Source organism: Paenibacillus physcomitrellae, from assembly GCF_002240225.1.
GTDB lineage: Bacteria > Bacillota > Bacilli > Paenibacillales > Paenibacillaceae > Fontibacillus > Fontibacillus physcomitrellae.
In genome coordinates, this window is the sequence record NZ_CP022584.1 from 4524115 (window position 1) to 4545981 (window position 21867).

A 21867-nucleotide genomic window follows, 5' to 3' on the forward strand; every position below is an offset into this window, starting at 1 on the left:
AGAATAAGTCAATATTTAAATATGTGAATTGAATGAGACATTTTTCACAATTTTCCCGCATCCGGTCCTCCGGGTGCTTCTTTTCTTTAGGCTAGTATGTTAGGATGAAAGAAAGGAACGCCCCGAGTGACGATCCAGAACGCTTGAAAGTCTATGATATGGAAGGGGGCTGCTTCAAAGTGGCTATTGATTTTATCCTTGATAAAGCTTTGCGCGGGGAACGTGTAACGCTTGAGGAAGCTACCGCTTTGTTTGAGTCTAACGAAATTGAGAAAATGGGCCATACGGCCAACATTTTGATGGAAAGACGTTACCCTGAGAAGATTACGACATTTGTTATCGGTCGTAATGTCAATTATACGAACGTTTGCGACGTGTACTGCCGTTTCTGCGCTTTCTATCGCAGACCGGGATCCGATGAAGGATATGTGCTGTCGGACGAAACCATTTTTCAGAAGATACAGGAAACCATTGACGTAGGCGGTACGGAAATTCTGATGCAGGGCGGTACCAACCCGAACCTGCCGTTCAGCTATTATACGGATTTGCTGCGCAATATTAAGAAGAGATTCCCGGATATTACGATGCACTCGTTCTCCCCGGCTGAAATCCAGAAGATGAAGGTCGTTTCAGACGGCTTGTCGCTGGAGGAAGTAGTCCGCCAGATACATGAAGCGGGCTTGGATTCCCTGCCAGGCGGCGGAGCTGAAATCCTCGATGACCGCACCCGCCGGAAGATCAGCCGGCTTAAAGGCTCTTGGACGGACTGGATGGACGTCATGAAGACGGCCCACAAAATCGGCATGAACACGACGGCTACCATGGTTATTGGCCTTGGTGAAAGCATGGAGGAACGTGCGCTTCACTTGATGCGGGTGCGCGACGCCCAGGACGAATGCATTCAGAATGGCTACAAATCCGAAGGATTCCTGGCCTTTATTCCATGGACCTTCCAACCGGATAACACCAACCTGAAGCTGGATCGTCAAACGCCTGAAGAATATTTGAAAACCGTTGCGATCAGCCGGATCGTGCTCGATAACATCAAACACTTCCAGTCTTCCTGGGTGACCATGGGACCGGAAATCGGCAAGCTTTCCCTGCAGTACGGCTGCGACGACTTCGGCAGCACCATGATCGAAGAAAACGTTGTTTCCTCGGCGGGTGCTACACATAAAGTTAATATTTCTTCTACGCTGGACATCATTCGACAGGCTGGTAAAATTCCGGCTCAGCGTAATACGCGTTATGAGATTTTGCGTGTATTTGATGATGTTAACGTTAAAGTTGAGAATGACTTTATCATGCAGAACTAATTCATCCCTAATCCATTTGATTTCAAAAATTATCAAAGGCTCCCGTTCGCGGGGCTTTTTTTATTTGTAGAAGGAAATAAGTAGAAGGAAATAATGATGGAGCTGCTGCAGCTTCCATCCATTACATACTCCGTATTCGTATACATGCCCCCTGGTCACCATATACTTGTTTGGAGGACTCGAGGAAGGGGCGATAAGATGCAGCTGTTTAACCTTACAACATCGGTTGATTCCCGTCATTCTGCCGAACAATTATGTACCATGCTTGAGGCAGAAGGCGAAAAATTGAGTCATGGTCGCAGCAACTCCGTTCGTTTCCGTTATAGTTATGCCCACCACAGGTTGACTGTAGAATGTATCAGTGATCATGCGGCGATCCCGGCGAGAACGGTGAAAGGACTAAAGTCCAGAACAGCCGAATGGATGACGGAACATGTGTTAAGGGATAAAGAACCGGCTTTGCTTCGCAAATTGCTCGGTAAATATTACTCCCTACATAAGCATGAGGATATTCCGGCTATCGTTAGCATGGCTGTGCAAATTCTGGATGGATTATCCGAATACGAAGTGCATATGAAAGGGAGGGAACGGAGAGTAGCCGAGCTTTACAGCGCTTTTCTGGAAGGGCTTGTGAACGTAGGGGCTGTAGATGTTGACGGCTGGCTGTCGTTCCGGATGCCCGCGTATGTGGATGAATTAAAGGATGCACTGGATTTGGCTGTAGATGAATATATGCTGGACAAGCAATATGAAGAGTTTATCGGCTTGCTTAAATATTTTGTCCAATTTCAGGATATTCGCATTCCGCTTATTCATTTGAAACATGTGGAGGGTATGGAATTTGAGCTGCTGGATGATCAAATGCACCCGCTCGGGCCGCTTCCTTATGATGATGGAATCACGATCAAGATGGCGGATCTGGAGCTTCAAATGGAGGATGCCGTCGTCAGTTCCTTGATTTCCTTATCGCCGGCCCGCATTATGATCCATACCAGTGAACCTGGACTTCGTATGATTGCAACCATCCAGGAAATATTTGGGGACCGCGCGCAGCTTTGCAGCGACTGACAAGGGCTTGACGTGCTTTTTAAATAAAGCTTATAATACTTGCAGAAATTCAATTAGGAACAGCGAAGACAAAGACATGGACCAAATGTCTTGGAACCGTACAGAGAGAGGAAACACAGGCTGCAATTTCCTCCGGACTTCCGATTTGGTTTACCCCTTTGGAGCTGCAATTCTGAACCGCGTATGCCTTCGGGACACACCGCGAATAAGTAGGAACTGCCGGAACCATTCCCGTTATGAATGGCTTAATGAAGGGCTTTGACTTTATAATTATAAGCGGCGGTTGTCCGTTTAAAGTTTAAAGATCAGGCTGAATTAGGGTGGAACCACGGGTATAACACTCGTCCCTTTCCGGGGGCGGGTGTTTTTTGATTTGTTCTCCGCTTCCGGCTGCATACCAAGAATCGTTGAAACAGGAGGAGAACAGCATGGCAGTATCAATCAAATTGCCTGACGGCTCTGTCAGAGAGTACGCGGAAGGCAGCACTTTGGAAGATGTAGCGGCTTCGATCAGCAGCGGCCTGCGCAAGAATGCCGTAGGCGGCAAGCTGGACGGAAAATTGGTGGACCTGAACACACCTATCGTGGATGGAGCATTGGTGGAGCTGGTGACCTTGGACTCCAAGGAAGGTCTGGAAATGATGCGCCACAGCACGGCGCATTTGCTGGCCCAAGCCGTAAAACGGCTCTATGGCAACAAAGAAGTCAAACTTGGGATCGGACCTGTAATTGAAGATGGCTTCTATTACGACATGGATCTGGATCATCCCCTGAATCCAGAGGATCTGCAGAAGATCGAGAAGGAAATGGAGCGGATCGTTGGTGAGAATCTGCCGATTACCCGCCGCGAAGTGAGCCGCGAAGAAGCGCTGGCGATCTTCACTGAACTCGGCGATCCTTACAAGCTGGAGCTGATTCGTGATCTGCCTGAAGACAGCGTGCTGTCCATCTACGATCAAGGTGAATTCTTTGACCTGTGCCGAGGACCTCACGTTCCGTCGACCGGCAAGATCAAAGTGTTCAAGCTGCTGAGCGTGGCCGGCGCTTACTGGCGCGGCAACAGCGACAATAAAATGTTGCAGCGCGTATACGGCACCGCTTTTGTTAAAAAAGCAGACCTGGATGAGCATCTCCGCCTGCTCGAAGAAGCGAAGAAACGCGACCACCGCAAGCTCGGCAAGGACTTGAAAATCTTTACTTTCTCCAACCTGGTTGGCCAAGGTTTGCCGATCTGGCTGCCCAACGGCGCGAAGCTGCGCCGCACTTTGGAGCGTTATATCGTGGACCTGGAGGAGCGTTTGGGTTATCAGCACGTTTATACGCCGGTTATGGGCAACGTGGATCTGTACAAAACATCCGGGCACTGGGAGCACTATCAAGAGGACATGTTCCCGGTTATGGAGCTCGACAACGAAAGCTTCGTGCTTCGTCCGATGAACTGCCCGCACCACATGATGGTGTACAAGAGCGAAATGCACAGCTACCGCGACCTGCCGATCCGGATCGGCGAGCTTGGCCTGATGCACCGCTATGAAATGTCCGGCGCTTTGACCGGCCTTCACCGCGTTCGTTCCATGACGCTGAATGATGCGCATATCTTCTGCCGTCCGGACCAGATTAAAGAAGAATTCTCGCGTGTAATCCAGCTGATTCAGCGCGTATACGAAGACTTCGGCATTAAGGAATACCGTTTCCGGTTGTCTTACCGTGATCCGGCGGATACCGAGAAATATTTCCAGGATGACGAGATGTGGGAAATGTCCCAGCGTATGCTTCGTGAGGTTGTGGAATCGCTGGACATTCCGTTCTTTGAAGCGGAAGGTGAAGCCGCATTCTACGGTCCTAAGCTGGACGTTCAAATCAAGACCGCGTTGGGCAAAGAAGAAACGTTGTCTACTTGCCAGCTGGACTTCCTGCTGCCGCAGCGCTTTGAGCTGGAGTATGTGGGCGATGACGGTCAGAAGCACCGTCCGGTCGTTATTCACCGCGGTATTATCTCCACTATGGAGCGTATGACTGCATTCCTGCTCGAGAACTTTGCCGGCGCGCTGCCGCTCTGGTTGTCCCCGCTGCAAGCCAAGGTAATTCCGGTTTCCGGCGCTTTCGAGGCTTATGCCAAAGAAGTGACCGAGAAACTGCAGGAGGCAGGCATCCGCGTGGAAGCCGATCTTCGCAACGAGAAGCTGGGCTACAAGATCCGTGAAGGCCAGCTCGAGAAAGCTCCGTACATGTTTATTGTCGGAGAGAACGAAATGAACGAAGGTACGGTATCTGTCCGCAAACGTGGCGAAGGCGACATTGGGGCCAAATCTTTGGCCGATGCGATTCTTCTGCTCCAGGAAGAAATTAAGAGTCATACGATTTAAGCCTTTCATAGGGTAAATTTAATAGAGCATCATAGAGTATGAAAAATAAGGTATAAAATTTGGCGTATGTGGACATCCTTGCGACTAAGGGGGAGGATTTCACATGCGCCATTTTAAATTTTGGAAAAAACTCACTTTGGTTTTGATAGGAGCCGGATTGGTTTTTAATAGTTTCGAAGGCAAAGAGATAGCTGCCGCGTTTGGCGGGTTCAAGTATAGTCAGGAGCCTTATAAAGAAGCGGCGGTCAACCTTTTTGATCTCGATTTAAGTGATTTCACGATGATGAACTTTGGCTTAAATCAGGATGATCTCTATTATTCTTACAGCGACTATGAAACCAGAGCGTTTGATCAAGACTTTACATTTAATAATGACTTTAGTGGTAATTTTAGTGGTAATGAGAGCCAAGATGAAGATTCCGTGCGCAGCGCAGGAAGTGTTATTGGCAAAGCCATGTCGGATGCGGGAAAAGTTGCGCGGACCGTTTCGGGTCTGCAGAAGAGGAACATGGAGCCTAAACAGTCCGAAATTGTAACGGTGCTGGCCACCGGCTATACTGCCGGGTACGAGTCTACCGGCAAACGCCCAAATCATCCGCAATACGGGATTACATATTCCGGTGTAAAGGTCAGACGCGATAAAGCTGCCCTTTCGACTATCGCTGCGGATTTGAATGTTTTTCCGCTGGGAACTATTCTTTATATTCCCGGTTACGGATATGGGGTAGTAGCGGATAAAGGCGGTGCGATCAAAGGCAATCACGTTGATTTGTATTTCTCGACGACCAAGCAGGTCTTTAAGGAATGGGGCAAGAAAAAGGTCAACGTACGCGTGATCAAGTGGGGCACCGGAAAGCTGACCGAGCAGATGCTCCAAAAGTTCGGGGAATCCATTGAAGTGAATGAGGATTTAATGGACCCGAACTGGGAAAATTCCATCTAAAGTTTACCTGTATAGCGGCATTTAAAGCTCCACATAATACATTTCGGCTAGTCATTACGGCAGCCAAAATTATTATCGGAGGTGCTTTACCCATGGCTAAAAACCGAGGCTACAAAACACCGAACGAGAAATTTGACGCAGAATTTGCAGAGCTGGGCAGCAATCCTGTTCAACAAAAAGTAAAATCTGCAGGTACTTCGGGTATGGCTCAAAGCACAGGCTACAAAACACCGAACGAAAAATTCGACGAGGAATTCGCGGATTTGAGCGGCCAGCCGGTTAAAAAGAAAGTTCAGCAATCGAAAGCCCAGAAACAAACGAAATAAGGCGATAGCCAAAACAAATGAAGATGCCTCAGCGGCATCTTCTTTGTTTTTACATAATGGAAGGATACCCAAATTTGACAGTTGAATCGGTCTGGAGACCGAGTCGCTTTCAATCTGCCGCCGCTATGCAGCTTCACGTAAGTCCGTTAAACTAAAAGCATGATCTAACAAGTTAAGGAAGACGGGGGATACAATATGTTTAAAGGATGGACTGGCAGAATGTTTGGGGGGCTTATACTGCTTGCGGCAGGGGTACTGCTTCTCTTGAACATGATGGGTTATATACACGTTAGCCCTGGCGAATTGTTTGCGACTTACTGGCCGGTATTCGTCATCTTGGCGGGCTTATCGCAGCTCACGAACAACGCACGTAACAGCGGTTCTGTTTTTGGAGGTTTGGTAGTCACGGTTGTGGGCGTTTTTTTCCTGGCGCGAAATCTGAATTTGATCTCTTTGTCCGTAGGTGACTTCTTTAAATATGCCGTGCCTGTTGTTCTGATTGCGGCGGGGTTGTCGGTGATGTTTCGTCCGTCCAGACGGCAGCGTTCAGATTTGGGTACCGGAACCGGAAGCTATGAAGAGCCGGTCATTCCACCTCCTCCCCCTTTGGATCCTTCTTTGGATCCTCATTTCGGGTCAACATTGGATGAAGCGTTTGAGCAGGCCTTTCCTAATGAAAGCAAGAAACGCCGGGAACAGGAAGAGGAGCTTAAGCGGCCTAAACATGAATATAGGAACTCAGATCCGGATGACAAGATCAACCGGTCGGGTTTTATTGGAGACGTGCGGCTGGGGGATCAGTATTTCGAGCTGAAGCCGGCAAATATTTCCCACTTTATCGGGGACACGATCATCGACCTGACGAAAGCGCAAATTCCTTACGGAGAAACCAAAATCAATGTTTCAGCTTTTATCGGGGATGTGAAGGTGTTTGTGCCTGTAGATGCAGATCTCGGCATTTCGGTTGCTTCGAACTCGCTTATTGGGGATATGAAGGTGCTTCAGGAGAAGTCGGGCGGTTTCATGAGCAGCATCAATTCCAAAACTCCGAATTATAACGAAACAAGTAAAAGAATTAAATTGAACGTCAGCGTGTTAGTTGGAGATATCCGGATCAACAGGGTGGGCTGAAAATGATGATGAAGGTGCTTAAAAGCACGAAGTGGGAGCTGCTCTTCTACTTCCTGCTTACGGGCGTATTGACGGCAGGAATTCTATATGCGGGAAATAGCACGGACTACATCGTTGTTTCTGACCCGAGAGTGTGGATTTATTATGTGGCTGGAATCGTGGTGTTCACCGTCGTAATTGGGTATATAGCAGGCCAGCGTATTCAGCGCCGGCTCGACTTGCTTCATTTAAGCATGCTGCAGGTGGCCAAAGGAAATTTATCGGTCCGGATTCCCGAGACAACGGATATGACCTTCGCCGGCATATACGGTGAATTTAACCGGATGACGGATGCGGTCGAGAAGAAGATGCATCTGCTGCAGGTTCTTGGGGAACAGGAAGTGACCAATAAGGAACAAGCCGCTGAGAAGGCGGTGCTGGAAGAACGGCGGCGGCTCGCCCGTGATCTGCACGACACGGTGAGCCAGCAGCTTTTTGCTGTTCATATGGCCGCTTCGTCTTTACCCAAGATTCTGGAAAACAGACCCGAGCAGGGCGGCAAAGTCATGGATCAGCTGATCCAAATGTCCAATACAGCCCAGAAGCAAATGAGGGCGCTCATTGCGCAGCTTCGCCCCATGGAACTGGTCGATAAGTCTTTGTCGCAGGCGCTGGATCAATGGTTTCCGGATTACTGCCGTCAGAACGGGCTTAAAGGAATCATCGATCTGGATTTGAAGGGGCAGCTGTCAGAAGCGATTGAGCATCAGCTGTTTCTGATCATCCAGGAAGCTATGGCTAACATCGTCAAGCATTCGGGAGCCAAGCTGGTCAGTCTGGCGCTGCAGGAATCCAAACGGCAGGTGGTGCTCAGTGTGAGTGATGACGGTCAAGGCTTTAGTTCCTCGGTGCAGAAGCAGGGCTCATATGGATTATCGACGATGCGGGAACGCGCGGAGAAGCTTGGAGGTACTGCCGAAATTATCAGCAAGCCGGGAGCGGGAACTACAGTCCGCATACATATTCCGAAGTTTGAGGATGTAAGGAAAGGGGAAGAATCATGAGTAATGGACCAATTAAAGTGATGATCGTGGATGATCATGATATGGTAAGAATGGGATTAAAAACATATCTATCTCTTGAACCCCAGTTTGAAGTGATGGCCGAGGCCTGCGACGGCCAGCAGGCAGTTAATAGGATAGACGAAATGCAGGCAGATCAAAGACCGCACATTATTCTGATGGATCTAATGATGCCGAACATGAACGGAGCAGAAGCAACCCGTCTTATTAATGCCCGCCATGAGGGGATTAAAATTATCATTTTGACCAGCTTTCTGGAAGATGATCTAGTCGTAGAAGCTATAGAAGCGGGCGCTGTAAGTTATGTACTGAAGACGGTGTCGGCTGAAGAACTGATTTATGCGCTGCAGGGCGCTTATCGGGGCATGCCGGTTATGACGGGTGATGTAGCGCAGGCGCTGACACGCGGAATCCGTCAGAAGACAGTTCAGGGCGATACAGCCGGTCTGACCGACCGGGAGAAAGAGGTGCTTCTGCTGATTGCGGAAGGTAAAAGCAATAAAGAGATCGGCGAGGAGCTGCATATCAGCATCAAGACGGTCAAAACCCATGTCAGCAATCTGCTGATGAAATGCGAACTGGAAGACCGTACACAGCTAGCGATCTATGCCCACCGTCAGGGATGGGTATCCTGAGGATTCTATAGCGCGTGGTTTATGTTTTTTCGATTCCTGGAGGAACTTGCTGTTATTTAGGGATTTATCTTCTTTTTAATTGTTTTTAAGGTATGCTTAAGGTTTATAGTACAAAATAAAAGCATCAAGAACATAACCCCTAACCAATCAGGGATGAGGAGGATATAAACAATGGACGAACAAAACAACAAATCTAACCAGGGTTTCGGTTTCGACAGTGATTCCGATCGTAACCATAAAGAAGAATTGAACAACAATAGCTCCAGCAATTATGACAGAAGACCGGCCGACTCCAATACACCTTACTATTATTCTTATGGTCCATATCAATCTCAAGACCGCAGCCGTGAGGACCAAAGTGAGAATAACGGAGGCGCTTACGACAGCTATGATCAAAGAAACCAAGACAACGTGGAGATTACTCCGCCGCAGCCGGTTCGCCCGATGCCAACGAATTATCCGACACGTTCGACCTTTGAAGGCGCATCAAATGGAGGCAATTCCGATTCCGGCAATCCGGGCGGACGAAATCAGCCGAATTGGCAGTACAGCAATAAGAAACCTAAATCACCGATCAAATCGGTTGTAGCCGGCGTGCTGGCGGGTATGGTTCTGATGGGCGGAGCGATGTATTATGCCGATTCCGAGAATCTGTTCACCGGCGGCAAGCAGGCCTTATCCGCAGCACCTGCTGCAACAGCAGCTTCCAACGCCATTTCAGATTCGGCAGCTACAAACGTGAAGCTGCCGGTAGGTTCCGGCGGAGATGTGACCTCAGTTGTCAAACAGGCAGGACCGGCGGTTGTACAGATTGAAACACTGGTGAAATCAAATAGCAGTAGCGCAGGCAATTCATTTAATAACGATCCATTCTTCAATTACTTCTTCGGAGATCCGTTCGGCGGAGGAGGCGGTAATGGAGGAAGCGGCGGCGGTAACGGCGGCGGAAGTGGCAGTGGCAGCAGCGGCGGAAACAGCAGCGGCACGGACGATGGGTTGGTCGCTTCCGGTTTGGGCTCCGGATTTTTCTTCGATAAATCGGGCTATATTCTCACGAACGAACACGTGGTACACGGTGCTGACGTTGTACAGGTGACGGTTCAGGGAACGACTAAACCCTATGAAGCCAAAGTGCTCGGCACAAGCTATGATCTTGACCTGGCTGTACTGAAGATCGATGGCGACGGCAACTTCCCTTCTATCTCTCTGGCGGACTCCACCAAGGAAGAGGTAGGAGAAAGCGTGGTAGCGATTGGTAACCCACAAGGCTTTGACCATACGGTTACTGCTGGGGTGCTTAGTGCAACAGGACGTGAAATCTCCATTGCCGGCGAGAACGGGGAGAAAGACCGCAAATACCAGAACCTGCTGCAAACGGATGCGTCTATTAACCCAGGTAACTCCGGTGGCCCGCTGCTGAACCTGAACGGTGAAGTTATCGGCATTAATGTGGCTGTAAGCTCGGATTCCCAAGGTATCGGTTTTGCGATTCCTACCAGCACGATTACGGAAGTGCTCGACAAGCTGAAAAACAACGAAGAAATTCCGGCCAAACCAGAGCCGTTTATCGGGGCAACTCTGCAAACTGTAACTCCGCAGGTTGCGAAGCAAATGGGAACGAACGTAACCGAAGGTTCGCTGGTTATGGAAGTACTGTTCAAATCGCCGGCTTATCAAGCGGATATGCGTCCATATGACATTATTACAGGTGCAGACGGCACCAATTACGATACAGCTGACGATCTGATTGCTTATATTCAGAAGAAAAAAGTCGGCGATAAAATTACGCTGAATATCGTTCGCGACGGCAAAAAGATCGACCTGCCGGTAACGATCGGCAACAAAAACGATTTCCAGACTTCTACGAGCAGCACAACTAATCCTTAATCTTGACGTGCAGCTGCAAGTCGGGCTTTAATGAGGAAGCGGCAGGGTTATTCTCCCTACCGCTTCTATTCATATTCGGAATATGGTGTCATTGGGGGATGTTTAGGTGAGAAACGGCATTTTGGTTATTGATGATGATGAGAAAATTACTTCCATGCTGCGGCGTGGCTTAGCCTTTGAGGGTTATGACGTTTATACCGCTAACAACGGGCTTGAAGGCCTGAAGATGATGTTGTCCACGGATCCGGATTTAATCATCCTGGATGTCATGATGCCTCAGCTTGACGGGTTTGAGGTGTGCCGCAGACTGCGGGAGGGCGGGAGCACGGTGCCCATTCTAATGCTGACGGCCAAAGACGAGGTCGAGAATCGGGTTAAAGGGCTTGATACCGGCGCGGACGACTATTTGGTTAAACCTTTTGCTTTGGAAGAACTGCTGGCCCGTGTCCGCGCGCTGCTCAGACGCAAGGAGCCGGCAGGAGAAAGCGGAGGACAGCGGTTGATTTTTGAAGATATTATTATGGATTTGGATGCCAGGGAAGTCGTGCGTGCCGGTAACCGCCTGGAGCTGACGGCGAAGGAATTTGATCTGCTTCACTTATTCATGCAGAATCCAAGGCGGCTGCTTACGCGTGACCTAATCATGGACAAAATCTGGGGATATGATTACAGCGGGGAATCCAATGTCCTCGAAGTATACATTGCCATGCTCCGTCAGAAGACGGAAGAGTATGGAGGGAAGCGGGTTATTCAGACCATTCGCGGAGCCGGATATATTCTGAGAGGAGACAACTAGAAATGTCTATCAGGCTCAGACTTACAGCCTGGTATACAGGCATTTTGGCGGTTACGCTCCTGGTGTTCTGCGCTTCGATTTACGGCATCGTCCGCTATAATATCTTTACGGAAGTGAAGAACAAAATTCTCGACCAGGCCAACCCGACTCTCGCTTCGCTTAACGTGACCACCATTCAGGGGTTTGACCTTACTCCGGATATTTCACAGCGGATTCGGCTTGAGGATTCACAAATTTTTTGGCAGACCCACAGTTATATTTCAGGCTTAACTCAGGTTTCGACAGGACTGAAGAACCGGGCGATGCAGTTTCCGGTCCCTGATCTAGGGACGCTTGGAAGCAATCCGAAAGCGCATTTTGAGAATGTGACGGTCGGGGGGAACTTTTACAGCGTACTGATCGTCCCCATCACGGCGACTGTTAACGGTCAAGCAGGCGTTATCGGCCTTGTTCAGCTTGCCGCTAATACGGCTGCCGAGAACCGGATCATGGATCAGCTTTGGCATGTGCTGTTGATCGGCTCCATCATTACGATTGTTGTGGCCTCCACCTTCGGGTTATTCCTGGCCCGTACCTCTATGAGACCGATCGGTAAGGTGATTGATGCCGCTAACCAGATTCAGACCGGCAATGACCTTAGTGTGCGGATCGACTATGATGGGCCGCAGGATGAGATCGGCCGGTTAATTGGTACGGTCAATCGAATGCTTGAACGAACGGAGACCTTCTATAACGAGCTGGACCAAGCCTATGGGGCGCAGCGGCGGTTTGTATCGGATGCTTCGCATGAGCTGCGTACGCCGCTGACGACGATCCGTGGAAATGTCGATCTTCTGAAGAAGGTTTGGACGCAGGAGGACGGGGCTGGGGGCAAGCTCAGCCAGGTGGATTTGCACCAAATGTCTGTCGAGGCTGTCAGCGATATTGCGGATGAAGCCAGCCGGATGAGCCGCCTGGTTAATGACATGCTGTCGCTTGCCCGGGCAGATGCAGGGCAGACTATTGAGAAGACAGCGGTGGAAATGGAGCCGCTCGTCACCGAAGTGATCCGCCGTGCCCAGTTTTTGCCGCGCAAAGCGGAGTGGCTTCAGGGCGATCTCAGCGCGCTTGAAGGAGCGGTGGTGGAAGGCGATCGCGATTATTTGCAGCAGATGCTGTTTATTTTTATTGAAAATGCCTTTAAATACACGCCTTCCGGCAAAGTGGTTATTGATACGCTGAAAAACGACGGGCAGCTCGGCATTCGTATTGCCGATACCGGGATCGGGATGGAGCGCTCAGAGGTGGAGCATATCTTCGACCGCTTCTACCGGGCCGACCAGTCGCGCGGCGTAACGCCTGGAACAGGGCTTGGCTTGTCCATCGGCAAATGGATTATCGATGAGCACCGCGGCTCTGTAGAAGTCTTTACTCGAAAAGGAGAAGGTACCACTTTCCTCATTTGGCTTCCAGCCGCCTTTAACGCTGCCAAAGAATAAGGTATAATGGGGTTGAAGTAGGAAAGGCGGGTTAATTGCCATGGAAATTGTAAAAATATCGCCGCGCGGATACTGCTACGGGGTTGTTGACGCAATGGTGCTGGCGCGCCAGGCTGCCAAAAACCTCGATCTCCCGCGGCCCATCTATATATTAGGCATGATTGTGCACAACAGTCATGTTACCCAGTCATTTGAAGACGAAGGTATCATTACGCTGGACGGAGCCAATCGTCTGGATATTCTGGATCAGGTGGATCAGGGAACTGTCATTTTTACGGCCCACGGGGTTTCGCCTGAGGTTCGCCGCAGAGCACGTGAGAAAGGGCTGACCACGGTTGACGCCACCTGCCCGGATGTTACCAAAACGCATGTCCTGATCGAGGAGAAGGCTGCGGAAGGTTTTGAAATTATTTATATCGGGAAGAAAGGCCATCCAGAACCGGAAGGGGCTTTAGGCGTTGCGCCCGGGAAGGTCCATTTGATTGAGAAAGAAGAGGAGATCGAGCAGCTGAATATTCAGGCTGACAAGATTCTCATCACGAATCAAACCACGATGAGCCAATGGGACATCAAATATGTCATGAAGAAGCTGCTCGAGAAGTTTCCCGGGGCAGAAGTGCATAATGAGATTTGCCTCGCCACACAGGTACGTCAGGAAGCGGTTGCAGAGCAGGCCGGGCAAGCTGAACTTGTCATCGTGGTCGGCGACCCCCGCAGCAACAATTCCAACCGTTTGGCCCAGGTATCCGAAGAGATCGCCGGTGTTAAGGCTTACCGGATTGCCGATCTTTCGGAGCTCAAACGGGAATGGCTGATTGGCAAGAAACGGGTGGCTGTAACCTCAGGAGCTTCGACACCAACGCCGATCACCAAGGAGGTTATTTCTTACCTGGAGCAATATGAGGATGATAAACCGGAAACCTGGCCGCTGGTAAGAACGGTTAATATGAAAAAGCTGCTGCCTCCGGTAAAAGCCAAAGCTTCCTCAGCTTCTGAATCGTAATCTTGTCCTGAAGCTTATTTGATAATGAACAGGAACCCGCCGCTGGCGGGTTTTTTCTATTTATATAGAGCGCTTACAATGCAAATATGTTCTATGCATAGAAAAGGGACTTAGAGACGGGGGACAAATCCAGGAAATAAATAAGCTGCTGAGCAGGCTTCTTTTTGGCTTGGATAAAGAAATGATCTTGACGAAGAGGGTTTCCTCGGTTATATTTACTTTAGTGATTAAAAGCTTAAAAGCTAACAAGCGTTTAAGTGTGAAAGAACAAGTCGGAGGATTGTGTGAGGCTATTTATATAGAGGGCCTATTACTTAAATATAAGAGAGAGAGGAAGTGCAGGAATGATCGTTATTACTTCAGCACATACACCGGAAGAACGAGTCATGGAAATCGTGGAATTCATAAAGAAAGAGGGCATTCAAACCCATGTGTCCCAAGGTAATGACCGTACGATCATCGGTTTGATTGGCCGGATCGAGCCAACGCTGGCTGAGCATTTAAGACAAATGAAAGATGTGGAGAATGTGGTGAAGATTACGAAGTCCTACAAGCTTGCAAGCCGTGATTTCCATCCGGAGGATACGATTATTCAAGTCGGCGATGTGAAGATTGGCGGCAAGGAACTGGTTATTATGGGCGGTCCATGTGCGGTTGAATCGGCCTCGCAGATCGACGAAATTGCGGCGCTCGTCAAAGCAGCAGGGGCTCAAGTGCTTCGCGGCGGTGCTTTCAAGCCCCGTACAGGTCCATACAGCTTCCAAGGCGTTGGGGTAGAGGGTTTGGTTATGATGGCCGAAGCCGGGAAGAAGCATGGTCTCCTGACGATCACAGAGGTTATGACGCCGGAGTACGTGGACATTTGCGCGGAATATGCAGATATTCTGCAGGTGGGCACCCGGAACATGCAAAACTTTGATTTGCTTCGTAAGCTCGGGGAATGCGGCAAACCGGTTCTGCTCAAAAGAGGCTTCAGCGCCACTTATGACGAGCTGCTTAATGCGGCTGAATACATTTTGGCGGGCGGAAACCCTAATGTGATGTTATGCGAACGCGGGATCCGTACTTTTGAAACCTACACCCGGAATACGCTTGATTTAGCAGCGATTCCGTCCCTGAAGCAGCTCAGCCATCTGCCTGTGATTTCGGACCCAAGTCACGGCACCGGGCGCCGCGAGCTGGTTGAGCCGATGTCCAAAGCCTCCGTTGCCGCAGGCGCAGACGGCTTGATTGTTGAGATGCATACCGATCCGGACAATTCGATGACCGGTGACGGCGTGCAGTCTCTGTTCCCGGATCAATTTGCAGCCCTGCTCCAGGACTTGGGCAAGCTGGCCCCGCTTGTAGGCCGAAGCTTTCGGGTGCCGGATCTGGCAGCAGTAAATTAAACACGTCCGTAGGAATGACCGTTTTCTGGATGTAAAGGATCAGGATAACAAGGTGTTCTTCCACAGCCCTTCGGCTTGCCGAAGGGCTATTAAATTTTGTGCTTTACAGCAGTGGGGTAAATGTGATAATACCTGACATAATCATCGAAAATACCTTACATAGCTATTGACGGCTAACCTGTTTGAGATTTATAATGACGACAACAAAAATAAATAAAAATGAACGTTAATCGTTGGTTCGCGCTTTAATGTTCGTGATTGGGAGGAAAAAAGGATGTCAGCACAGGATGTTTTGAAATTAATCGAAGAACAACAGATTGAGTGGGTGGATTTCCGTTTTACTGATTTGGCAGGCCGTTCACATCACATCTCTCTGCCGGCTACTGCAGTGGATGAAGATACATTCGTTAACGGTGTTGCGTTTGACGGCTCTTCTATCCCCGGTTTCCGCGGAATTGAAGAATCCGATATGGTTATGATGCCTGACAGCGGTTCTGTATTCGTAGATCCTTTCACGGCTCACCCGACACTTAACGTATTGTGCGATATTTATACACCTGAAGGCGAACGTTACGAGCGCGACCCGCGTAGCATTGCAGCCCGGGCTGAACAATACCTGCAAGACAGCGGCATCGGTACACATGCTAACTTTGCTCCGGAGTCCGAGTTTTTTATCTTTGATGATGTACGTTTCGAAAGCGGCATGAATAAGTCCTATTACTCCGTAGATTCCGAAGAAGCAAGCTGGAACAGCGGACGTAACGAAGAAGGCGGAAACCTTGCTTTCAAAGTGCCTGTTAAAGGCGGATATGTCCCTGTAGCTCCTACAGACAAAGGTCAAGACCTGCGCAGCGAAATGTGCCGTTTGCTTGAAGAAGCCGGCCTTGTTGTAGAACGTCATCACCATGAAGTGGCGACAGCAGGCCAAGCGGAAATCAACTTCCGTTTCGATACTTTGCTCAAAACAGCAGACAACCTGATGAAATATAAATACATTGTTCAAAACACGGCTTATAAAGCAGGTAAAGTAGCGACATTTATGCCTAAACCATTGTTTGGAGACAACGGAAGCGGCATGCACGTTCACCAATCGATCTTTAACGGCAGTGAGCCATTGTTCTATGAAAAAGGCGCTTACGCAAACCTGAGCGAAACGGCTTTGCATTACATCGGCGGTATCCTGTACCATGCACCGGCGCTGATCGCTTTCACGAATCCAAGCACCAACTCGTTTAAACGCCTGGTTCCTGGCTACGAAGCCCCGGTCAACCTGGTATTCTCCAAAGGCAACCGTTCTGCGGCAGTACGTATTCCGGTTGCAGCTGTTACACCTAAAGGCTGCCGGATCGAGTTCCGTACACCGGACTCCACAGCGAACCCGTACCTGGCATTCTCCGCTATGCTGATGGCCGGCCTGGACGGCATCAAAAATAAAATCGACCCTAGAGCCCAAGGCTACGGTCCTTTCGATACAAACATCTACGAACTGTCCGATGCCGAGAAAGAAAATATTCGCAGCGTTCCAGGTTCCCTGGACGAGGCGCTTGACGCTTTGGCTGCCGACTATGAATTCTTGACTGAAGGCGGCGTATTTACTAAAGAATTTATCGATAACTTTGTAGATTTCAAACGCCATGAAGCAAGAGCGGTTTCTACTCGTGTTCATCCGCATGAATTCAGCCTTTACTTTGACCTGTAAGATCAAAGTCTTGCCAAGAGCAACAAAGGAACCTTCCGGATTGCCGGAGGGTTCTCTTTATTTTTGAACAATTGGTTACTTTAACGCTTTATTCCTTTAAAATAATAAAAAAATTGCGAGTTAACTCTTGATGGAATATTTGTGAGTTGCTATGATAATTCATAAATGCAGTGACAGATGATGAGAGGATGGGAGTCTTTTGAACAAGAGAGCCTACAATTTTAATGCGGGTCCTGCTGCTTTGCCGCTTGAGGTGCTGCAGCGTGCACAAGCCGAGTTTGTGGATTATAAGGGGACAGGCATGTCCATTATGGAAATGTCTCACCGTGGAGCGGTTTATGAATCCGTGCATCATGAAGCTCAAAGCAGATTGTTAAAATTATTTGGCAGTCCTTCCGGCTACAAAGTGTTATTTCTGCAGGGCGGAGCGACTACACAGTTTGCCATGATTCCACTGAACTTCTTATCTGAAGGGAAATCAGCCGGTTATGTCAGAACGGGCAGCTGGGCTGATAAGGCGCTGAAGGAAGCCAAGCTGGTCGGCGAGGCCTTTGTAGCCGCTTCCTCCGAGTCTGCCGGATTCCGGCAAGTTCCGGATCTCAGTAAACTTGAACTGCCTGAGCAAACGGCTTATGTCCATCTTACTTCCAACGAAACGATTGAAGGCACTTCTTTCTTCGAATATCCGGATACCGGCAGCGTTCCTTTGATCGCCGATATGTCCAGTGATATTTTGTCCCGTCCTTTTGATCTTGAGACATTTGGCATGGTTTATGCGGGCGCACAGAAGAACCTGGGGCCTTCCGGCGTGACGGTTGTGATTGCCCGTGAAGAGCTGCTGGAGCAGTCGCCTAAACATTTACCGACCATTTTCCGTTATGATACGCATTATAAAAATGATTCCTTGTACAATACGCCGCCATCCTTCTCGATTTACATGGTCAACGAAGTGCTGAAATGGATCGAGGAGCAGGGCGGGTTAACCGGCATCGAACAGCTTAATCGGAAGAAAGCCGGGCTGCTGTATGAGGCTATTGACCAGAGCGAAGGCTTCTATAGCGGCTTTGCCCAGCCAGACAGCCGTTCTTTGATGAACGTAACCTTCCGCCTCGGCTCCGAAGACCTGGAGAAGAAGTTCGTGAAGGAGTCTGAGGCTGCCGGGTTCGTTGGACTTAAAGGTCACCGCAGCGTCGGCGGACTTCGTGCTTCTATCTATAATGCTGTGCCTTTTGAAGCCATCGCAGCTTTGGTGCAATTCATGGAGGACTTCAAAAGCAGCAATCATTAAGATGTAGATTCAGAACTTATACAACTTCCAGAACCAGGGCCTCACTCTTCGCTGAAGAGTGGGGTTCTTTTTTCTGCGCATTATTTTGGTATAATATAAAGACTGTGAAATTAAAGCTGTCTTCTCAGAATCTTATAAAGAGGTGTCTTTAACATGGCTTTACATATTGTACTTGTTGAACCGGAAATCCCGGCCAATACCGGCAACATTGCCAGAACCTGCGCGGCGACAGGCACACATTTGCATTTGGTTCGTCCGCTTGGCTTCCGCACGGATGATGCGACGCTCAAACGCGCAGGTTTGGACTACTGGTATGCCGTTCACATTGAATATCACGATTCCTTCGAGGAGCTGCAGGCGGCTTATTCGGAAGGAAGATATTTTTATGCTACGACCAAAGCGAACAAGTATTATCATGACTTCAAGTTCCAGGATGGCGACTTTCTGGTCTTTGGCAAAGAAACAAAAGGCCTTCCGCCGGAGCTGATTGAAAAGAACCGGGAGACGGCAATGAAAATGCCGATGACAGACAAGGTTCGTTCTCTGAATTTGTCGAATTCAGCGGCTATTATTGTATACGAAGCGTTGCGTCAGCTTGATTTTCCGGGCATGGGGTAAGCGGGACCGTCAAGAGATGCGGCTGTGAAGCGTTCTTATAGGCCTGCATTTCGATAGCCTTACGTTCAGGTTGTCTTAATAGTTTTAAATTAGAAGCCGGCAGCTTTGCTGCCGGTTTTTTGCTGTAACCCTTTTCATTACAGTTCTATAATTCTTTTTTATAATCAAACAAAAAAAGATAATAAAAAAATAAAATTCGGCAGGATTCGATTTATTTTTGTCGAATTAACAAGTAAATGCTATCCGCAAATATTTCTTATAGAAAGAGGTGCCAAATGAAACCAGCCGGTGTTGTACGTAAAGTAGACCAATTGGGAAGAATCGTTTTGCCGAAATCTCTTCGCAAACGTTATCAAATGAACGAGGGAGATCCTGTCGAAATTTTGGTTCAGGGGGATCATATTATTTTGGAGCGTTATCGTCCAAAATGTGTATTTTGCGGTTCCATGGAAGAAGTTTCAGAATTCAAAGAACGTACGATCTGCAAACAGTGCCTGACTGAAATGAATGGTCTTCGCAGATTGGGCTGATACATATAATTAGAGCTGACAGCTTTGTATATGCTGCTTATATATGCCAATTCAGCAGAAGGCTTTAAATGAAGCCGATAAATGGACAAGCGCCTCCTTGGGGAAGGAGACGCTTGTTTTTTTTGTTATTTGAAGAATAAAAAGTGTGTAGGCACCGGCCGAAGGGCTTTGTCGGAAGGATGGTTAATGACTTTGCCGCCAAAGATCAGAGAGGAGGAGCCGCCTCCGTCCAGATTGTATGCATCCTTGACACCCAGATTGATCAGTTTGTTCTGCAGTTCCTCCAGCGTAGCACCGGAGGCTCCGTTTTCGTTATAGCCATCAACGACCACGATCAGCAGCTGATCGTCTTTATAATTGCCGATGACCGTACGGGGCGCCCGGTACGGGGAGGTTTTCCACTTATCGGGAATCCCTTGCCGTATGCCATTCTTGAGCAGAACCGGCACAAAGGTCGCGCCAAACATCGGCTGGAGCTGATCAAGCTGCTGCTGCGAATAAAATTTGCCGCCGATCAGCTTGCCGGATTTGCTTAAGCCGACAAAAGCCAGATCTTTGAAGCTGGGTTCAAAGCCGGTCAGATAGTTGCCGTTCAGAACGGTCGTGCTGAGCGGGTACCGGCTGCCGCCCGCATCAGCAAATCCTCCGGCATTAATGCCGGCAATCGCTCCATAGCGGTTAACTGCATGCAGGGTGGTTTCAGAACCACCCAGCGAATCGTTGCCGAGGACCATTTTCATAGCGGATGCATCCTTAAGCTTCACTTTCATGGCATAACCTTGGTAGGTGCCGGAATTCAGCTTGTATAATTCAAGGCGGATACGATCCGATTGAAAGGTCTGGAAAGGAACGCCAAGCCGGGAAACAATACGTTTATTGTAGATAGTTTCCGGACGTGCGGCTTGTTCTTTTGTTGTTTTGACGATGTCATTCATCGCTTTTGTCGTTTGCGTATACAAGTTGGCTGTTTTCTTAATAGTAGAGACCGTGTAATGGGCCGTTTCCTCGGCTTGCGACAATCCTGCCGATATGGAGCGAGTTTTCTCGACAATGGTCGTATCCTCTTGGCTCTCAAACAAGGTATTGCCGGTGTTCCAGTCCAAGGAATGGCTGCTGATCCAAAGCGTCAGCAGAAAACCCAGAAACGGGGCAGTGGCCAGCAGGAAAAAACGGTTGACCTGTTTGACCTGAATATTCATTTGAGCAGATCCATTTTCTTCTGCAGCTCGCTCAGCTGCTTCTTCACTTCATTTAATTGGGTGTAAAGCTGGTTGCTGTTATCCGTTTTGCTGCTGGCATTATCTTTAGTGAAAGTAAGAAGTTCATTAAAAGCTTCGACCTTGGTCTGCAGATCGGCGACTTCTCCATCTAGTGTCTTTAACCGGGATTGATAGTCCGACTGCATTTGCGAGATCTGACCTTGCCATTTGGCGTCTAGTTCCTCAACCATCTGTTTCTTCATATGATTGCTGTACATCACGGTGGCTGCAACTCCGGCTCCTATCAGCAAAATCCATACGGCTAAAAACACGGTTACGGAAGGTCCCCGCTTTCTCTGGTTGCGCGTCGATGAAGATGTGGAAACTTGCTCCGCAGCGTATGGCATTCTATCACCTCTGAAATCTATTAATTTTTTAACAGGTTTTATTCTAGCATGATGACATTTCTTTCGCAAAAATACGACATTCTTTTCATAGAATTCCAGAAAAGACGGCAACTTGCCCGGCAGGATTGTCCGGCGTTACAATTTTCGGTAACAACGCAAACGGCGGATAAGCGAATGGCTGATAAGAGGATAAGGGGGGATGTAAGATGAGTGAAGGTTTTGACGAAGGTTTGGCAAGCTGGAAGGCGAACATCAGGAGGCTTGAAAAAGAGGAGGGGCTTATTAATCTGGCCTGGGACCGGCTGGAGGACAGACGGATTCCGGATGAAGGTCAGCCGGATCCGGAAGTGCCGGAGGCGCTACGGCAGGAATACACCGCGCGCCGCGAGCTGATGCTGTCGAAGCTCGCCGAGCCGTCCTGGGACGGGACGGCCATCATCGCCGCCGGCTCCCGCCATATCTGGCTGCGCCTGCCGGAGGGGCTGAGCAGCACGGCCTTGCTCCGTGCCGCCCTGCTGGAAGGCGCAGCGTTCCTGCCCGGCCCGCTGGCCACCACAGAGCCTGCCGCCGATCGTGACCGGCTGATCCGGCTCAGCTATACCGGTTACGGCTGCGCCCAGCTTGCCGTCGGACTGGACCGAGTTGCGGCTGCCATAGGCGCCTTCACGGCCCGGCTGGATCAGGACGATCCCTGAGCAGCCTGATCAGCTGTTTCAATCCCTCTGCGG

The 21867-nt window shown here is 49.3% G+C and carries 20 protein-coding genes; 18 read left to right on the forward strand and 2 right to left on the reverse strand.

Annotation, left to right across the window (positions count from 1 at the left end):
• Positions 1 to 179 precede the first annotated feature (179 nt).
• The 17 genes from mqnC to CBE73_RS20465 all read left to right on the forward strand — a co-directional run bounded on the left by mqnC (position 180) and on the right by CBE73_RS20465 (position 19533).
• A complete protein-coding gene (gene mqnC / locus CBE73_RS20385) occupies positions 180 to 1316 on the forward strand; it encodes a cyclic dehypoxanthinyl futalosine synthase (RefSeq protein WP_229752657.1) in 1137 nt (378 codons plus the stop codon).
• 198 nt (positions 1317 to 1514) lie between these two features.
• The gene (locus CBE73_RS20390) at positions 1515 to 2384 is read left to right on the forward strand and encodes a putative sporulation protein YtxC (RefSeq protein WP_157739636.1); all 870 of its coding nucleotides are present in this window, start codon (positions 1515 to 1517) and stop codon (positions 2382 to 2384) included.
• 428 nt (positions 2385 to 2812) lie between these two features.
• Positions 2813 to 4750, forward strand: a complete 1938-nt coding sequence (gene thrS, locus CBE73_RS20395) for a threonine--tRNA ligase (protein WP_094095806.1) — start codon at positions 2813 to 2815, stop codon at positions 4748 to 4750.
• Between the two features lie 103 nt (positions 4751 to 4853).
• Positions 4854 to 5693: a 3D domain-containing protein gene (locus CBE73_RS22725; protein ID WP_373286364.1), complete on the forward strand. Its 840-nt coding sequence runs from the start codon at positions 4854 to 4856 to the stop codon at positions 5691 to 5693.
• A 92-nt stretch (positions 5694 to 5785) separates the two neighbouring features.
• The gene (locus CBE73_RS20405; RefSeq protein ID WP_094095807.1) at positions 5786 to 6019 is read left to right on the forward strand and encodes a hypothetical protein; all 234 of its coding nucleotides are present in this window, start codon (positions 5786 to 5788) and stop codon (positions 6017 to 6019) included.
• Positions 6020 to 6214: 195 nt separating this feature from the next.
• The gene (gene liaF, locus CBE73_RS20410; RefSeq protein WP_094095808.1) at positions 6215 to 7150 is read left to right on the forward strand and encodes a cell wall-active antibiotics response protein LiaF; all 936 of its coding nucleotides are present in this window, start codon (positions 6215 to 6217) and stop codon (positions 7148 to 7150) included.
• A gap of 5 nt (positions 7151 to 7155) precedes the next feature.
• Entirely contained in the window at positions 7156 to 8193 is a 1038-nt protein-coding gene (locus CBE73_RS20415) for a sensor histidine kinase (RefSeq protein ID WP_094096448.1), read from the forward strand.
• Entirely contained in the window at positions 8190 to 8846 is a 657-nt protein-coding gene (locus CBE73_RS20420; protein WP_094095809.1) for a response regulator, read from the forward strand. The genes CBE73_RS20415 and CBE73_RS20420 overlap by 4 nt, the downstream gene beginning before the upstream one ends.
• 171 nt (positions 8847 to 9017) lie before the next feature.
• Complete coding sequence (locus CBE73_RS20425) at positions 9018 to 10733, forward strand: S1C family serine protease (RefSeq protein WP_094095810.1); 1716 nt, start codon at positions 9018 to 9020, stop codon at positions 10731 to 10733.
• A gap of 106 nt (positions 10734 to 10839) precedes the next feature.
• Positions 10840 to 11529 carry a response regulator transcription factor gene (locus tag CBE73_RS20430; protein ID WP_094095811.1) on the forward strand — a complete coding sequence of 230 codons (690 nt, stop codon included), beginning with the start codon at positions 10840 to 10842 and terminating at the stop codon, positions 11527 to 11529.
• A 2-nt stretch (positions 11530 to 11531) separates the two neighbouring features.
• Entirely contained in the window at positions 11532 to 13007 is a 1476-nt protein-coding gene (locus CBE73_RS20435; protein ID WP_094095812.1) for a sensor histidine kinase, read from the forward strand.
• Positions 13008 to 13047: 40 nt separating this feature from the next.
• Positions 13048 to 14010 (forward strand): 4-hydroxy-3-methylbut-2-enyl diphosphate reductase, encoded by a 963-nt coding sequence (locus CBE73_RS20440; protein WP_094095813.1) that lies wholly within the window; start codon positions 13048 to 13050, stop codon positions 14008 to 14010.
• A 344-nt stretch (positions 14011 to 14354) separates the two neighbouring features.
• Positions 14355 to 15398, forward strand: coding sequence for a 3-deoxy-7-phosphoheptulonate synthase (aroF, locus tag CBE73_RS20445; RefSeq protein ID WP_094095814.1), 1044 nt, complete (start codon positions 14355 to 14357; stop codon positions 15396 to 15398).
• A 274-nt stretch (positions 15399 to 15672) separates the two neighbouring features.
• The gene (gene glnA / locus CBE73_RS20450) at positions 15673 to 17097 is read left to right on the forward strand and encodes a type I glutamate--ammonia ligase (protein ID WP_094095815.1); all 1425 of its coding nucleotides are present in this window, start codon (positions 15673 to 15675) and stop codon (positions 17095 to 17097) included.
• A 199-nt stretch (positions 17098 to 17296) separates the two neighbouring features.
• Positions 17297 to 18385: a 3-phosphoserine/phosphohydroxythreonine transaminase gene (gene serC / locus CBE73_RS20455; protein ID WP_094095816.1), complete on the forward strand. Its 1089-nt coding sequence runs from the start codon at positions 17297 to 17299 to the stop codon at positions 18383 to 18385.
• A gap of 153 nt (positions 18386 to 18538) precedes the next feature.
• Positions 18539 to 19003, forward strand: a complete 465-nt coding sequence (trmL, locus tag CBE73_RS20460) for a tRNA (uridine(34)/cytosine(34)/5-carboxymethylaminomethyluridine(34)-2'-O)-methyltransferase TrmL (RefSeq protein ID WP_094095817.1) — start codon at positions 18539 to 18541, stop codon at positions 19001 to 19003.
• A 275-nt stretch (positions 19004 to 19278) separates the two neighbouring features.
• Positions 19279 to 19533, forward strand: coding sequence for an AbrB/MazE/SpoVT family DNA-binding domain-containing protein (locus tag CBE73_RS20465; RefSeq protein ID WP_094095818.1), 255 nt, complete (start codon positions 19279 to 19281; stop codon positions 19531 to 19533).
• 125 nt (positions 19534 to 19658) lie between these two features.
• Here the strand turns inward: CBE73_RS20465 and CBE73_RS20470 are convergent, their stop codons facing one another.
• Positions 19659 to 20732: a phosphodiester glycosidase family protein gene (locus tag CBE73_RS20470; RefSeq protein ID WP_094095819.1), complete on the reverse strand. Its 1074-nt coding sequence runs from the start codon at positions 20730 to 20732 to the stop codon at positions 19659 to 19661.
• Positions 20729 to 21139, reverse strand: a complete 411-nt coding sequence (locus CBE73_RS20475; protein ID WP_094095820.1) for a hypothetical protein — start codon at positions 21137 to 21139, stop codon at positions 20729 to 20731. Before CBE73_RS20475 ends, CBE73_RS20470 begins: the two co-directional genes overlap by 4 nt.
• Positions 21140 to 21345: 206 nt before the next feature.
• Between CBE73_RS20475 and CBE73_RS20480 the strand changes: the two genes are divergently transcribed.
• Positions 21346 to 21834 (forward strand): aminotransferase-like domain-containing protein, encoded by a 489-nt coding sequence (locus CBE73_RS20480; RefSeq protein WP_094095821.1) that lies wholly within the window; start codon positions 21346 to 21348, stop codon positions 21832 to 21834.
• Positions 21835 to 21867: the final 33 nt, after the last annotated feature.

Excerpts from the sequence above, each read along its gene's own strand:
- CBE73_RS20390 (WP_157739636.1), top strand. The coding sequence starts at position 1,515 with ATGCAGCTGTTTAACCTTACAACATCGGTTGATTCCCGTCATTCTGCC.
- thrS (WP_094095806.1), top strand. The coding sequence starts at position 2,813 with ATGGCAGTATCAATCAAATTGCCTGACGGCTCTGTCAGAGAGTACGCG.
- CBE73_RS22725 (WP_373286364.1), top strand. The coding sequence starts at position 4,854 with ATGCGCCATTTTAAATTTTGGAAAAAACTCACTTTGGTTTTGATAGGA.
- CBE73_RS20405 (WP_094095807.1), top strand. The coding sequence starts at position 5,786 with ATGGCTAAAAACCGAGGCTACAAAACACCGAACGAGAAATTTGACGCA.
- liaF (WP_094095808.1), top strand. The coding sequence starts at position 6,215 with ATGTTTAAAGGATGGACTGGCAGAATGTTTGGGGGGCTTATACTGCTT.
- CBE73_RS20415 (WP_094096448.1), top strand. The coding sequence starts at position 7,156 with ATGATGAAGGTGCTTAAAAGCACGAAGTGGGAGCTGCTCTTCTACTTC.
- CBE73_RS20420 (WP_094095809.1), top strand. The coding sequence starts at position 8,190 with ATGAGTAATGGACCAATTAAAGTGATGATCGTGGATGATCATGATATG.
- CBE73_RS20425 (WP_094095810.1), top strand. The coding sequence starts at position 9,018 with ATGGACGAACAAAACAACAAATCTAACCAGGGTTTCGGTTTCGACAGT.
- CBE73_RS20435 (WP_094095812.1), top strand. The coding sequence starts at position 11,532 with ATGTCTATCAGGCTCAGACTTACAGCCTGGTATACAGGCATTTTGGCG.
- CBE73_RS20440 (WP_094095813.1), top strand. The coding sequence starts at position 13,048 with ATGGAAATTGTAAAAATATCGCCGCGCGGATACTGCTACGGGGTTGTT.
- aroF (WP_094095814.1), top strand. The coding sequence starts at position 14,355 with ATGATCGTTATTACTTCAGCACATACACCGGAAGAACGAGTCATGGAA.
- glnA (WP_094095815.1), top strand. The coding sequence starts at position 15,673 with ATGTCAGCACAGGATGTTTTGAAATTAATCGAAGAACAACAGATTGAG.
- trmL (WP_094095817.1), top strand. The coding sequence starts at position 18,539 with ATGGCTTTACATATTGTACTTGTTGAACCGGAAATCCCGGCCAATACC.
- CBE73_RS20465 (WP_094095818.1), top strand. The coding sequence starts at position 19,279 with ATGAAACCAGCCGGTGTTGTACGTAAAGTAGACCAATTGGGAAGAATC.
- CBE73_RS20470 (WP_094095819.1), bottom strand. The coding sequence starts at position 20,732 with ATGAATATTCAGGTCAAACAGGTCAACCGTTTTTTCCTGCTGGCCACT.
- CBE73_RS20475 (WP_094095820.1), bottom strand. The coding sequence starts at position 21,139 with ATGCCATACGCTGCGGAGCAAGTTTCCACATCTTCATCGACGCGCAAC.
- CBE73_RS20480 (WP_094095821.1), top strand. The coding sequence starts at position 21,346 with ATGAGTGAAGGTTTTGACGAAGGTTTGGCAAGCTGGAAGGCGAACATC.